Source organism: Streptomyces alboflavus (assembly GCF_000716675.1).
Lineage (GTDB): Bacteria > Actinomycetota > Actinomycetes > Streptomycetales > Streptomycetaceae > Streptomyces > Streptomyces alboflavus.
The window spans coordinates 72,278-85,399 of the sequence record NZ_JNXT01000007.1 but is presented as its reverse complement, the minus strand read 5'-3'; the positions used below and the strand labels follow the sequence as shown (position 1 = coordinate 85,399).

12 protein-coding genes are annotated in these 13,122 nt (G+C 70.6%); 5 read left to right on the top strand and 7 right to left on the bottom strand.

Features of this window, described 5'->3' with window-relative positions; translation table 11 throughout:
* The first annotated feature begins 230 nt into the window (after positions 1-230).
* From OO63_RS07995 to OO63_RS07975, 5 genes are all read left to right on the top strand, one after another.
* Positions 231-1,280, top strand: coding sequence for an ABC transporter ATP-binding protein (locus OO63_RS07995; RefSeq protein ID WP_033263928.1), 1,050 nt, complete (start codon positions 231-233; stop codon positions 1,278-1,280).
* Complete coding sequence (locus tag OO63_RS07990) at positions 1,270-2,151, top strand: ABC transporter permease (RefSeq protein ID WP_030357829.1); 882 nt, start codon at positions 1,270-1,272, stop codon at positions 2,149-2,151. The genes OO63_RS07995 and OO63_RS07990 overlap by 11 nt, the downstream gene beginning before the upstream one ends.
* A 3-nt stretch (positions 2,152-2,154) precedes the next feature.
* Positions 2,155-3,066, top strand: coding sequence for an ABC transporter ATP-binding protein (locus tag OO63_RS07985; protein ID WP_030357830.1), 912 nt, complete (start codon positions 2,155-2,157; stop codon positions 3,064-3,066).
* An 11-nt stretch (positions 3,067-3,077) separates the two neighbouring features.
* Entirely contained in the window at positions 3,078-3,800 is a 723-nt protein-coding gene (locus OO63_RS07980; protein WP_030357831.1) for an ABC transporter permease, read from the top strand.
* Positions 3,801-3,890: 90 nt separating this feature from the next.
* Positions 3,891-4,157, top strand: a complete 267-nt coding sequence (locus OO63_RS07975) for an SGM_3592 family protein (protein ID WP_030357832.1) — start codon at positions 3,891-3,893, stop codon at positions 4,155-4,157.
* A 372-nt stretch (positions 4,158-4,529) separates the two neighbouring features.
* On the opposite strand, the gene OO63_RS07970 is transcribed toward OO63_RS07975, so the two are convergent.
* From OO63_RS07970 to OO63_RS07940, 7 genes are all read right to left on the bottom strand, one after another.
* Entirely contained in the window at positions 4,530-5,360 is an 831-nt protein-coding gene (locus OO63_RS07970; protein WP_030357833.1) for an HAD family hydrolase, read from the bottom strand.
* Positions 5,357-6,646 carry a serine--tRNA ligase gene (gene serS, locus OO63_RS07965; protein ID WP_030357834.1) on the bottom strand — a complete coding sequence of 430 codons (1,290 nt, stop codon included), beginning with the start codon at positions 6,644-6,646 and terminating at the stop codon, positions 5,357-5,359. The genes OO63_RS07970 and serS overlap by 4 nt, the downstream gene beginning before the upstream one ends.
* A 649-nt stretch (positions 6,647-7,295) precedes the next feature.
* A complete protein-coding gene (gene pheA, locus OO63_RS07960) occupies positions 7,296-8,231 on the bottom strand; it encodes a prephenate dehydratase (RefSeq protein WP_030357835.1) in 936 nt (311 codons plus the stop codon).
* Positions 8,232-8,329: 98 nt separating this feature from the next.
* Positions 8,330-9,589 carry an iron uptake transporter deferrochelatase/peroxidase subunit gene (gene efeB / locus OO63_RS07955; RefSeq protein ID WP_030357836.1) on the bottom strand — a complete coding sequence of 420 codons (1,260 nt, stop codon included), beginning with the start codon at positions 9,587-9,589 and terminating at the stop codon, positions 8,330-8,332.
* A 6-nt stretch (positions 9,590-9,595) separates the two neighbouring features.
* Positions 9,596-11,761: a copper resistance CopC/CopD family protein gene (locus OO63_RS07950; protein WP_030357837.1), complete on the bottom strand. Its 2,166-nt coding sequence runs from the start codon at positions 11,759-11,761 to the stop codon at positions 9,596-9,598.
* 16 nt (positions 11,762-11,777) lie between these two features.
* Positions 11,778-12,383 carry a copper chaperone PCu(A)C gene (locus OO63_RS07945; RefSeq protein WP_030357838.1) on the bottom strand — a complete coding sequence of 202 codons (606 nt, stop codon included), beginning with the start codon at positions 12,381-12,383 and terminating at the stop codon, positions 11,778-11,780.
* Positions 12,380-13,075, bottom strand: a complete 696-nt coding sequence (locus tag OO63_RS07940) for an SCO family protein (protein ID WP_030357839.1) — start codon at positions 13,073-13,075, stop codon at positions 12,380-12,382. Before OO63_RS07940 ends, OO63_RS07945 begins: the two co-directional genes overlap by 4 nt.
* Positions 13,076-13,122 lie beyond the last annotated feature (47 nt).

Sequence of the window (13,122 nt, the reverse complement as noted above, 5' to 3'; positions counted from 1 at the left end):
GCTCGTAACTTGACACTGATGAATGTGACAATGGCTGACGGCTGCGTCAATAGTTCTGCCCAACCCCGCGGGACAGGTCCGGAAGTTCCCGGAGGCGGCACCCGGGGGAACCTGTAGGGGGCGACTTACGGACGACCCCTACGGGCCCGTAATACTCGAGAGTGACGGTCGATCGAGCCTCAGGGCTGACGCCTCGGTGTGGTCCGCGCCACTACGTTCGAACCGTGACTGTGATCGCGACCGAAAGCCTGAGCATGCGGTTCCCCCGGGTGACCGCACTTGACCGGCTCTCCTTGGACATCGGACCCGGTGTGACCGGACTCGTCGGAGCCAACGGAGCCGGCAAGTCCACATTGATCAAGATCCTGCTGGGTCTGTCCCCCGCCACGGAGGGCCGCGCCGCCGTGCTCGGCCTCGACGTCGCCACCGAAGGCGGCCGGATTCGCGAGCGCGTCGGCTACATGCCCGAGCACGACTGCCTGCCGCCCGACGTCTCGGCCACCGAGTTCGTCGTCCACATGGCGCGCATGTCGGGCCTGCCGCCGGCCGCCGCGCGCGAGCGCACCGCGGACACCCTGCGCCACGTCGGGCTCTACGAAGAGCGCTACCGCCCCATCGGCGGCTACTCGACCGGCATGAAGCAGCGCGTGAAGCTCGCGCAGGCCCTCGTCCACGACCCCCAGCTGGTCTTCCTCGACGAACCGACCAACGGCCTCGACCCGGTCGGTCGCGACGAGATGCTCGGTCTGATCCGCCGCGTCCACACCGACTTCGGCATCTCGGTCCTCGTCACCTCGCACCTCCTGGGCGAACTGGAGCGCACCTGCGACCACGTCGTCGTCATCGACGGCGGCAAGCTCCTGCGCTCCAGCTCCACCACGGACTTCACCCAGACCACGGCGACCCTCGCCGTCGAGGTCACCGACAGTGACGAGCACCCGGACGGCACCGCCGCCCTGCGCGAGGCCCTCAAGGACCGCGGTGTCGCCACCCAGGACGACGGCGGCGGCCTCCCCGGCGCCGGGCACACCGTGCTCCTGGAGGCGGCAGACGAGGACACCTACGACCTCGTCCGGGACGTGGTGGCCGACCTCGGCCTCGGCCTGGTCCGCATGGAACAGCGCAGGCACCACATCGCGGAGGTCTTCCGCACCGACGAGTCGGGATCGTCCGGCAAGCCCGACGAGAGCGAGCAGCTCACCGAGCGCGCCGCCGCCTGGGCGGCCACCGCAGCCGCCGCCGAGCAGACGCAGACGGGAGGCGGCCGCGATGCCCGCTGACTCCACCCAGATCCACAACATCGGCTACCGGCACTACGAAGGCCAGCGCCTCGGCCGCGCGTACGCCGCCCGCTCGTTGTTCTCGCAGAGCCTGCGCGGCGCCTACGGCCTCGGCCGCTCCGCCAAGTCCAAGGTCCTGCCGATGATCCTCTTCGGGGTCATGTGCGCCCCCGCGCTGATCATGGTCGCGGTCGCCGTCGCCACCAAGGCCAACGACCTCCCCGTCGACTACACGCGCTACGCGGTCCTGCTCCAGGCCGTCATCGGCCTCTACCTGGCCGCACAGGCGCCACAGACCGTCTCCAGGGACCTGCGGTTCAAGACCGTGCCCCTGTACTTCTCGCGCCCCATCGAACGCGTCGACTACGTACGCGCCAAGTTCGCGGCACTCGCGAGCGCCCTGTTCATCCTCACGGCCTTCCCGCTGATCGTGCTCTACGTAGGCGCACTCCTCGCCAAGCTCGACTTCGCCGACCAGACGAAGGGCTTCGCCCAGGGGCTCGTCTCCGTAGCACTGCTCTCCGTGCTGTTTTCCGGAATCGCCCTGGTCATCTCGGCGGTCACCCCCCGCCGCGGCTTCGGCATCGCCGCCGTCATCGCCGTCCTGACCATCTCCTACGGAGCGGTCTCCACCGTCCAGGCCATCGCCCACGAACAGGGCAGCTCCGAAGCCATCAGCTGGCTCGGCCTGTTCTCACCGATCACCCTCATCGACGGCGTACAGACCGCCTTCCTCGGCGCCACATCCGCCTTCCCCGGAGAGCAGGGCCCCTCGACCGGCACGGGCCTCGTGTACGTCCTCGTCGTCCTCGCCCTCATCGCCGGAAGCTACGCCGGCCTGCTGCGCCGCTACCGAAAGGCCGGGCTCTGAGCCATGACGTCCCTCACCATCGACCACGTGTCCCGCTGGTTCGGCAACGTCGTGGCCGTCAACGACATCACGATGACCATCAGCCCCGGAGTCACCGGCCTCCTCGGCCCCAACGGCGCCGGGAAGTCCACCCTCATCAGCATGATGGGCGGTTTCCTCGCCCCCTCCACGGGCAGCGTCACCCTCGACGGCCACCCCACCTGGCGCAACGAGACCATCTACAAGCACCTGGGGATCGTCCCCGAGCGCGAGGGGATGTACGACTTCCTCACCGGCCGCGAATTCGTCGTCGCCAACGCCGAGTTGCACGGCCTCGGCAAGAAGGCCGCCCAGCGCGCCCTCGCCACGGTCGAGATGGAGTACGCGCAGGACCGCAAGATCTCCACGTACTCCAAGGGCATGCGGCAGCGCGTGAAGATGGCCTCCGCGCTCGTCCACGAGCCGTCCGTGCTGCTGCTCGACGAGCCCTTCAACGGCATGGACCCGCGCCAGCGCATGCAACTCATGGAGCTGCTGCGCACGATGGGCGACGACGGCCGCACCGTCCTGTTCTCCTCGCACATCCTCGAAGAGGTCGAACAGCTCGCCTCGCACATCGAGGTGATCGTCGCCGGACGCCACGCGGCCAGCGGCGACTTCCGCAAGATCCGCCGCCTGATGACGGACCGGCCGCACCGCTACCTGGTGCGCTCGAGCGACGACCGCACGCTCGCCGCCGCTCTGATCGCCGACCCGTCCACCGCGGGCATCGAAGTCGACCTCGACGAGGGCGCGCTGCGCATCCAGGCCGTCGACTTCGGGCGCTTCACCACCCTGTTGCCACGCATCGCCCGCGAACACGACATCCGGCTCCTGACCGTCTCGCCCTCGGACGAGTCGCTCGAGTCGGTCTTCTCCTACCTCGTCGCGGCCTGAAGGGAGTCACCGTGTACGACCCGACTGTCGCCCGGCTCACCTACCGGGCCCTCCTCGGCCGCCGCCGGGCCCTCATCCTCTTCGCCCTGCCGCTGCTGCTCATCGTCATCTCCGTGGCGGTACGCGCCCTCAGTGGCGCCGACGACCAGGTCGCGTCCGACCTGCTCGGCGGGTTCGCGCTCGCCACGATGGTGCCGATCATCGGCGTCATCGCGGGCACCGGCGCGATCGGCCCCGAGATCGACGACGGCTCCGTGCTCTACCTGCTGTCCAAGCCGGTCAAACGGCCCACGATCATCGTCACCAAGCTCACCGTCGCCATCGCCGTCACCATGGCGTTCTCGGCGCTCCCGACGTTCATCGCGGGCATGATCCTCAACGGCAACGGCCAGCAGATCGCCGTCGCCTACACCATCGCCGCCCTCGTCTCCTCCATCGCGTACGCGGCGATCTTCCTGCTGCTCGGCACGGTCACCCGGCACGCGGTGGTCTTCGGCCTCGTGTACGCCCTCGTGTGGGAGGCGCTGTTCGGCTCCCTGGTCTCCGGGGCGCGCACGCTCAGCGTCCAGCAGTGGTCCCTCGCCGTCGCCCACAAGGCCGCGGACGGCGGTGACCTGGTCACCTCCGACGTGGGTCTTCCCGCCGCGGTGATCCTGCTGATCGTGGTCACGGCCGGGGCCACGTGGTACGCCGGGCAGAAGCTGCGGACGCTGACGCTGGCCGGCGACGAGTAGCAGGTGCTTGAAGTCTTGACGGCGTCTTCACCCTCCCACCCGGACACTGGTGGGAGGGGGATGCTTCAGCTGTGGCCGGGAGGTGCCGCGATGGCATCGGACAAGGGACGGGACGAAGGGGCCGGGGAGACCGGCGGGGCCGGTGAGCCCGGGAGCGCCGGGGGCGAGCCCTGGGACGACGTCGTCCTCGACGACGACTTCATACGGTCCGCGGAGGCCGCCGAGCCGTCGGCGCGGGCCCGGATGCTGTCCGCCCGGTGGCGGGACCGGGCGCCCGAGCCGCAGCCCTGGCGCTCCGACGAGCCGCCCGCCGGATGGTTCTTCAGTCGGCGGCGCAAGAAGCGGCGCCGGAAGTAGGGCACAGACCCCGCGAGGGACGGCTTCTACGGCGAGAAAAATCAGTGGCGGGGTCCGGCCGCGGTGGGCAGAGTAGTGGGTGTCACCGCGTCGGGGCCCCGCCCCGGTGCTCACCTTCTGGGAGAGGAGCCGACGATGTTCAACCACCCGTCGTCGTGCTCCCGGCAGGGCGGTCCGCGGCAGGCTCCGGAGTAGTCACTGCACTCCGTCCGAGCCCGCGCCACGGGGGATCGCCCGGGGCGGCCGCTTCGAGCGCGCACATCACGCTGCGCGGGCCGCCCACCCAACGTCGCACTGGGCCGGGTCCTGGGTCACGGGAAGTTTCCCGCACCCTGGGCCCGGCCCAGTGCGTGTGCAGAGGGGGGAGCCGCGCTACGGCAGCAACCGCTCCAGTACCGCCGCGATGCCGTCCTCCTCGTTGGAGGACGTGACCTCGTCGGCCACTGCCTTGAGGTCCTCGTGGGCGTTGGCCATGGCTACGCCGTGCGCGGACCAGGCGAACATCGGGATGTCGTTGGGCATGTCGCCGAAGGCGATCGTGTCCGCGGCCTTCACGCCGAGGCGCCGGGCCGCGAGGGACAGGCCCGTCGCCTTCGTCAGGCCGAGCGGCAGGAGCTCCACTATGCCCGCGCCCGCCATCGTGACGCCGACCAGGTCGCCCGCGGCCTGCTGCGCCGCGGCCGCGAGGTCGTCGTCGCTCAGCCCGGGATGCTGGATGTACATCTTGGTGAGCGGTGCCGCCCACAGCTCCGCGACGTCGGTGAAGGGGACGGCGGGGAGCGGGCCCTCCTGGACCACGTACCCGGGGCCGACCAGGACGTCGCCGTCCAGGCCGTCGCGGCTCGCGGCGAGCGCCAGCGGGCCGACCTCCGCCTCGATCTTGGCGAGGGCCAGGCCCGCGAGCTGGCGGTCCAGGGTCACGGAGGTCAGCAGGCGGTGCTCACCCGCGTGGTAGACCTGCGCGCCCTGGCCGCACACGGCGATGCCCTCGTAGCCGAGGTCGTCCAGGACGTGCCGGGTCCAGGCGACGGAGCGGCCGGTGACGATGATGTGGGCCGCGCCCGCCGCGGTGGCCGCGGTGAGCGCGTCCCGGGTGCGCGTCGAGACCGTGTCGTCGGGGGACAGGAGCGTCCCGTCGAGGTCGGTCGCGACGAGCGGGTACGGAAAGGACGGGCCGGAGCCGCCCGTGGGCGCGGTGCTCACTTGGCCAGGGGCTCCAGGATCTCCCGGCCCCCCAGATACGGCCGCAGGACCTCGGGGACGCGCACGGAGCCGTCGGGCAGCTGGTGGTTCTCCAGGAGCGCCACGATCGTGCGGGGCACCGCGCACAGCGTGCCGTTCAGCGTCGAGAGCGGCTGGACCGCCTTCTTGCCGTCGCGCTCCTCGCGCATGCGCACGGAGAGGCGGCGGGCCTGGAAGCTGTCGCAGTTCGACGCGGACGTCAGCTCGCGGTACTTCCCCTGGGTGGGGATCCACGCCTCGCAGTCGAACTTGCGCGAGGCCGACGCGCCCAGGTCGGCGGAGGCGACGTCGATCACCTGGAAGGGCAGTTCGAGGCCGGTCAGCCACTGCTTCTCCCAGTCCAGGAGCCGCTGGTGCTCGGCCTCGGCGTCCTCCGGCGCGACGTACGAGAACATCTCGACCTTGTCGAACTGGTGCACCCGGAAGATGCCGCGGGTGTCCTTGCCGTACGTCCCGGCCTCGCGGCGGAAGCAGGGCGAGAACCCGGCGTACCGCAGGGGGAGCTTGTCGGCGTCGATGATCTCGTCCATGTGGTACGCCGCGAGCGGGACCTCGGAGGTGCCGACCAGGTAGTAGTCGTCCTTCTCCAGGTGGTACACGTTCTCGGCGGCCTGGCCGAGGAAGCCGGTGCCCTCCATGGCGCGCGGGCGGACCAGGGCGGGGGTCAGCATCGGCGTGAAGCCGGCCTCCGTGGCCTGCGCGATGGCCGCGTTGACCAGCGCGAGCTCCAGGAGCGCGCCGACGCCCGTCAGGTAGTAGAACCGGGATCCGGAGACCTTCGCGCCGCGCTCGACGTCGATGGCGCCGAGCGCCTCGCCGAGCTCCAGGTGGTCCTTGGGCTCGAAGCCCTCGGCGGCGAAGTCGCGGATCGTGCCGTGCGTCTCCAGGACGACGAAGTCCTCCTCGCCGCCCACCGGCACGTCCACGTGCACGAGGTTGCCCAGCTGGAGGAGGAGGCGCTTGGTCTCCTCGTCGGCCTCGTCCTGCGCGGCGTTCGCGGCCTTCACCTCGGCGGCGAGCTCGCCGGCCTTCTTCAGGAGCTCGGCCTTCTCGTCGCCGGACGCCTTGGGGATGAGCTTGCCGAGGGCCTTCTGCTCGGAGCGGAGCTCGTCGAAGCTGAGCCCGGACGACCGGCGCCGCTCGTCGGCGGAGAGCAGGGCGTCGACGAGGCCGACGTCCTCTCCACGGGCGCGCTGAGAAGCGCGGACACGGTCGGGGTCCTCACGGAGCAGGCGAAGGTCAATCACCCCTCAAGGCTACCGTCGCACGGTTCCGGCCCACGACTTGATATTCACTTCAGGTGCGATATGACCGTTTTGCCGGAATGGGAATTCTTGTGAGTGACGTACGGGTGTCGTGCCGGTGGCCGGAGATCGCCGCGCGCTCCGAGGGTCAATAAACCGGACACGAATCCCCGAAACGGGGCAGATGTCTGCCATCGCCTTGACTCGATCCCCTTGTGGGAAACGGGACTTGGGGAGGTGGTTGTCCACAGGAATGGGGACGTCCGGAAAGTTATCCACAGGCTGTGCGAAAGATCTGTGGACACCGGAACGGGGCGCTCCGAATGCCGCCTCCGTGTCGCTGGATTCCTGCCCCAAACCACCTCCGGGCCAACTTTCGAGTGGAAATGGTTAACTCCAAAGAGTTGGTCAAGGGAAAAGAATGGACGAGGGGTGATGTGCGGGGCTGTGGACGCAACTGAGGGCTGAGGATCGCTATGTCGACGATGTCGCACTTCGTTGTCGACTTGTCCCCAGATCGAGAAGACGCCTGTGGATAACTTCTGTGGACAACGTAAATCTGCAGGTAGTACTGCGGTTTCAGCCATGACCGTGGCCGGCGGGAGGCCATGACGAAGCGCCGGGAAACGTCAGGCGACGGAGCGGCGAACGCTCAGAAGCGGCCGTCCTGGCATTGCGTCAGCCAGTCCGAGGCCGCCAGGAATTCCTCGTCGGACGTGCCGGGCCGCAGCGGCCGCAGATCCGCCACCGCCACGCCCGCGCGCGGATACGACCCGAGGAAGCGCACCTTCGGGCAGATCCGCTTCAGGCCCATCAGCGCCTCGCCCACCCGGCGGTCGGTGATGTGGCCCTCGGCGTCCACGCTGAAGCAGTAGTTGCCGATGCCCTGGCCGGTGGGCCGCGATTCGATCCGCATCAGGTTGACCCCGCGCACCGCGAACTCCTGGAGCAGTTCGAGCAGGGCACCGGGGTGGTCGTCGCCGAGCCAGATGACCACGGAGGTCTTGTCCGCGCCGGTGGGCGCCGCGGGCCGCCCCGGGCGGCCGACCAGGACGAACCGGGTCTCCGCGTTGGCCGCGTCGTGGATCTCGGTGACCAGCGCCTCCAGGCCGTACGTCGCCGCGGCGAACGCGCCCGCGAACGCCGCGTCGAACCGGCCCTCCTGCACCAGGCGGGCGCCGTCCGCGTTCGACGCCGCCGACTCCCACAGCGCGTCCGGCAGGTGCTCGCCGAGCCAGTTGCGCACCTGCGGCTGGGCGACCGGGTGGCCGGTGACCGTCTTGATGTCCTTGAGCTTCGTGCCGGGGCGGACCAGGAGCGCGAAGGCGATCGGCAGGACCACCTCGCGGTAGATCATCAGGGGTGTGCCCTTGGCGAGCTCGTCGACGGTCGTCGTGACGCCGCCCTCCACCGAGTTCTCGATCGGCACCAGTGCCGCCGCGGCCTCGCCGCCACGCACCGCGTCCAGGGCGGCCGGGACGGACACCATCGGGACGAGCTCCCGGGTGGCCGCCTCCGGCAGGGTACGCAGGGCCGCTTCGGTGAAGGTGCCTTCGGGGCCGAGGTAGGTGTAGCGCGTCGCCGACATGGACTCACCCTAATGCGCCGGGAGAGGCGAGGGTCGGCTGTTGTCCAACAGGTGAACCAGGACAAACTCGGGCCGGCAGACGACGACATCTGTCACTGCTATCCCTCCAGCAACTCCTGCCCCACGTACTCCCCGCTCCCCGCACCCCCCGGCACGGCGAAGAGACCGCTGGCCTCGTGCCGGATGAACTCCGAGAGCGCGTCCCCCCGGTCGAGCTTGCGCTGCACCGGCACGAACCCCCGCAGCGGGTCCGCCTGCCAGCAGATGAAGAGGAGTCCGGCGTCCGGCTCGCCCTTGGCGTCGAAGCCGTCGTGGTACGAGAAGGGGCGCCGCAGCATCGCGGCGCCACCGTTCTGGTCGGGCCGGGTGATGCGGGCGTGGGCGTTGAGCGGGACCACGAGCTTGCCGTCGGCGCCGGTCTTCTCCAGCTTCATCTCGGTGGTCTCCGTGCCGCCCGTCAGCGGCGCCCCGTCGGCCTTGCGCCGCCCGATGACCTCCTCCTGGGCCTTGGTGGCCAGCTTCTCCCAGTCGTCGAGGAGCATGCGGATGCGGCGTACGACGGCGTAGGAGCCCCCGGCCATCCAGGCGGGGTCCGTGCCGTCGGGCTTCTCGGGCACGAAGATCCGCTTGTTGAAGTCGTCGTCGGACGGCTTCGGGTTGTTGGTGCCGTCGATCTGGCCCATCAGGTTGCGGGCCGTCATCGGGCGGGCGGTGGCGCCGGGCGAGCGGTTGAAACCGTTCATCTGCCAGCGCACCTTCGCCGCCGCACCGGCCTGCCGTTGCAGGGCGCGCAGCGCGTGGAAGGCGACGAGGGGGTCGTTCGCGCCGATCTGCACCCACAGGTCGCCGCCGCTGCGGGACTTGTCGAGGCGGTCGGAGGAGAAGTCCGGCAGCGGGTCGAGGGCCGCCGGGCGCTGCTTCTCCAGTCCGGTGCGGCGGAAGAAGCCGTGGCCGAAGCCGAAGGTGACGGTGAGCGCGGACGGGCCCGCGTCCCGGGCGACGCCGGTGTCCGGGCCGCCGCCGTCCACCGGCTCGCCCGCCATCAGGCGCGCGGCGGTGGCCGACCAGCGGCGCAGCAGGGCCGCGGCCTCCTTGCGCCCGGCGCCCGGCGCCAGGTCGAAGGCGATCAGGTGGCCGCGGGACTGCACGGGCGTGGTGATCCCGGGCTGGTGTTTCCCGTGAAACATCACCTCGTCCGTGCCGAGCGACGTCAGGGCCGCCCGTGACCCGCCCGTGGAGTCGGACGAGCCCGAGGGCGCCGCGGCGTACCCGGCGGTGGCACCCGCCGCGCCGAGGGCGAGGCCGGTGGCGCCCGCCGTGCCGAGCAGGCGCCGTCGCGAAATGGTGTGGTCCGCCATGGTGGGTCAGCCGATCTGCACGTTCTTGTCGAGGGTCACTTGGTCGATGTCGGAGGTGCGCACGGTCAGTTTGACCTGCCACTTGCCGGCCATCGGGACCTGCACTCCGCTCGCGCTCCAGTGTCCGGTCGCGATGCGGTCGGGGGCGACGGGCAGCGGTCCGACGTCCTTCGCCTTGAGGGTGAAGGAGACCTTCACCTCGGGCAGGTCGAAGGCGCTGCCGTTGGGGCGGGTCGCGTAGACGTGCAGGTCGTTGCTGCCGGTGCGGCCCGGGGTCAGCTCCAGGCGGACGGCGCCCTTGCCGTCCTTGCCGCCGGTGTCGAAGGGGAAGTTCGCCTTGACCGGGCCCGCGGGCTGCTGGGCCGAGGTGTTCGAGGCGTTCTTGGCCTCCTCCTCGGTGCGGCCCGGTTCGGTGCTGGTCAGGAGCGTGGTGACAGCGAGCACGACGACGGCGACGCCGGCCTCGGCGAACACCGAGCGGCGCAGGCCCGAGCGGTGCGGGTCGGCGTCGCGGATGCGCTTCTGGCGGGCGGTGTCCATGGCGGCCTGCTGGCGGGCGAGCTGGGCGGCACGCTTGTCCTGGCCGGGGGCCTTGGCGCCGGGCTCCTTGCCGTCGGCCGCCTTGGTGCCGGATCCCTTGGTGCCGGATCCCTTGGCGCCGGACGCCTTGCCGCCGTTTCCGGTGCCCTTGCCCGCGTCGGCCTTGTCGCCGCCGCTCTTGCTGCCGCTGCCGCCGCCCTTCCCACCGGACGGGCCGCCCCCCTTCCCGCCGGACGCCTTGCCGTCGGCGGTGTCGACGGCCGCCGAGACGCCCGTCTTGGAGCTGTGTGCCACGGCGACGGGCTTCTTCTTCTTGGTCGAGGTGCGCTGTTCGACGACCGTCGCGGCCGCGGCCTCGGGCGCCATCCCCCCGGCCTCCCCCGCGATCCGCATCGTCCACCGCCGCGACACCGAGGCGACGCCCACGAGGACGGCGACGAGACCGATCTTGACGAGCAGCAACTGCCCGTACCCGGTCTCGACGAGCGCGGTCCACGAGCCGACCTGCCGCCACGACTGGTAGAGGCCGGTCGCCGCGAGCGCCACCACGCTGACGAAGGCGACGCGCGAGAAGCGGCGCACCGCCGCCGCGTCGATGTCGGGCGCGCGGTACAGGCACAGGAGCAGCGCCGCGAGCCCGCCGAGCCAGGCGGCGACGGCGAGCAGGTGCAGGACGTCGACGGGCATCGCGATCCCGGCCTGGATGCCGGTCGAGGCGTGCTCGGCGAGCGCCCAGGTGGCCGCGACGCCGGTGGCGACGACGCCCCCGCCGATGGCCAGGCCGAAGGCGAGGTCCCGCTTCTCCTTGGCGTCCTCGCGCCGCTCGTACGCCCCGAAGAGGACGGCGATGAACAGCGCGGCGGCCGCGAGGAGCAGCAGCCGGGAGACGAGGGCGGCGCCGGTCTTGGTCTGGAGCACGTCGCCGAGCTTCGCCAGGTCGAAGGCGTCGCCGAGCTTGCCGGAGCCGGTGTAGGGCGCCCGGAGCAGCAGCGTCACCAGGGTGGCGCCGGTGAGGGCGAGCCAGCCGCCGACGACGAGGCGTTGCAGCGGCCGGACGCCCGCGCCGCGCTGCCAGCAGCCGAGGACGAAGGCGGCGCCGCCGACGACGACGGTGAACCCGGCGTAGGCGACGTAGCGCGCGATGTCGTAGAGGGTGCCGACGAGTCCGCCGCCGACGTCCTGGTCGGGCAGCGTGACCTTGGTGGCCGACGGCGCGCCGATGGAGAAGGTGAAGGCCCCGGCGATGGGGTGGCTGTCGGCGGAGACGACCTGGTAGGCGACGGTGAAGGTGCCGTCGGGCAGGCCGGGCTTCAGCTTCACGCCGTAGGTGTGCGAGCCGAGGTCGGTGGTCTTGCCGGTGTCGACGCGCTTGCCCGCGGGGTCGAGGACCCGGACGGAGCCGTCGGACATGGCGACCTTCTCGGAGAAGGTCAGGGACACCTGCTCGGGTGCCTTGTCGACCACCGCTCCCTGCTTGGGGTCGCTGCCGGTGAGCGCGGCGTGCGCGCCGGCCGGCGCCGCGGCGGCCAGGACGGAGCCGAGGACGGCGACGATCAGGGCGACGGCGACGAGCAGCAGTCGTCCGTAGCCGTTCAGGGCGGCCGGCCCCGGGCGGGGAGCGGTGGTCCGCATCAACTCTTCAGTCCCCTCAGTGCGACGAGTGCTTGTCGGTCGACGAGTGCTTGTCGGTGGTGGAGTGGGTCTTCGCGTTGCTCGGGTCGTGCTCGGTGCTGTCGGCGGAGTTCGCCGGGTTGTACGTGGCGGGCTTCACCGGCATGGAGACGGTGATCGGCTTCGACTTCTCGAAGCGGAGGGTGACCTCCACCTTGTCGCCCTGCTTCGGCTTGTGCTTGAGCTTCTCGAGCATGATGTGGTTGCCGCCGCGGGAGAAGTCGAGGGTGCCGTTGGCCGGCACGGTGAACGACTTCCGCTCCTTCATCGTGGAGCCGACGGTGGCGTGCAGGGTGACGCTGCCCGCGAGCGGGCTGGAGGCCGAGACGAGCTTGTCGGCCGTGCCCTTGTTGGTGACGGTGAAGAAGCCGCCGGCCATGTCGTCCATCGCCGGTACGGGGATGTAGGCGCCGCCGACCGAGAGGTCGGGCTTCTTCGCGGACGCGCTGTCGCCGGACTCACTGGACTTGTCGGTCTTGTCGGACTTGTCGGAGTCGCCGCAGCCCGCGAGGACGAGGCCCGCGGTCAGGGCGATGGCTCCGCCGGTGAGGAGACGACGGCGGCGGGTGGTGCGGTGGTTCACGGGTTCTGTCCCTTGAGGATCTTGGGGATGTCCTGCTCGTAGTCCTTGGCCGTGGCGTCCTTGCCGTTGTAGACGGCGTAGCCGGCGTCGGACTTGGGCGAGAAGGCGATGACCTGCGTGCCGTGCATCGACTCGAACTTGCCGTTCTTGAGCTTCTTGGTCGGCTCGACGTTGATGCCGACGGTGCGGCCGCTGGCCTGGATGGTCGGGAAGTCGCCGGTCAGGCCGATGAACTCGGGGTCCTGGGCCTTGAGCCACTTGCCGAGTTCCTTCGAGGTGTCCCGCTGGGGGTCGGTGGTGACGAAGACGACCTGGAGCTTGTCGAGCTCGGCCTTGGTGACGGTCTTCTTCTGCAGCAGCGTCTTCTTGGCGACGGCGATGTTGCTCATCGTCAGCGGGCAGACGTCGGGGCAGTTGGTGTAGCCGTAGTAGAGGAGCACCGGCTTGCCCTTGGTCTGCTCGCGCAGGTCGTACTTCTTGCCGTGGGTGTCCTTGAGGACCAGGTCCGGCTTCTTGAACGGCCGGTCGAGGACCGTCGCGGCCTTGTCCTCGCCGGGCTCCATCGACACGTCGGCGACCGACTGCTTCTTGTCGCCGTCGCCCCCGCCGCACGCGCTCAGGGTGAGGGCGGCCGCGGTCAGGACAGCGGCGGCGGACAGCGTCTTCGTGGACTGCTTGGTCAACTTGCGCATACGGAAATGTCCCAGATGTGAGGAGGCCGGGACGCGCCGGGGCCGGG

Coding starts and splice junctions, on each gene's coding strand:
- OO63_RS07990 (WP_030357829.1), top strand. CDS start 1,270: ATGCCCGCTGACTCCACCCAGATCCACAACATCGGCTACCGGCACTAC.
- efeB (WP_030357836.1), bottom strand. CDS start 9,589: ATGGCGGACCACACCATTTCGCGACGGCGCCTGCTCGGCACGGCGGGC.
- OO63_RS07940 (WP_030357839.1), bottom strand. CDS start 13,075: ATGCGCAAGTTGACCAAGCAGTCCACGAAGACGCTGTCCGCCGCCGCT.
- OO63_RS07975 (WP_030357832.1), top strand. CDS start 3,891: ATGGCATCGGACAAGGGACGGGACGAAGGGGCCGGGGAGACCGGCGGG.
- OO63_RS07950 (WP_030357837.1), bottom strand. CDS start 11,761: ATGCGGACCACCGCTCCCCGCCCGGGGCCGGCCGCCCTGAACGGCTAC.
- OO63_RS07985 (WP_030357830.1), top strand. CDS start 2,155: ATGACGTCCCTCACCATCGACCACGTGTCCCGCTGGTTCGGCAACGTC.
- pheA (WP_030357835.1), bottom strand. CDS start 8,231: ATGTCGGCGACGCGCTACACCTACCTCGGCCCCGAAGGCACCTTCACC.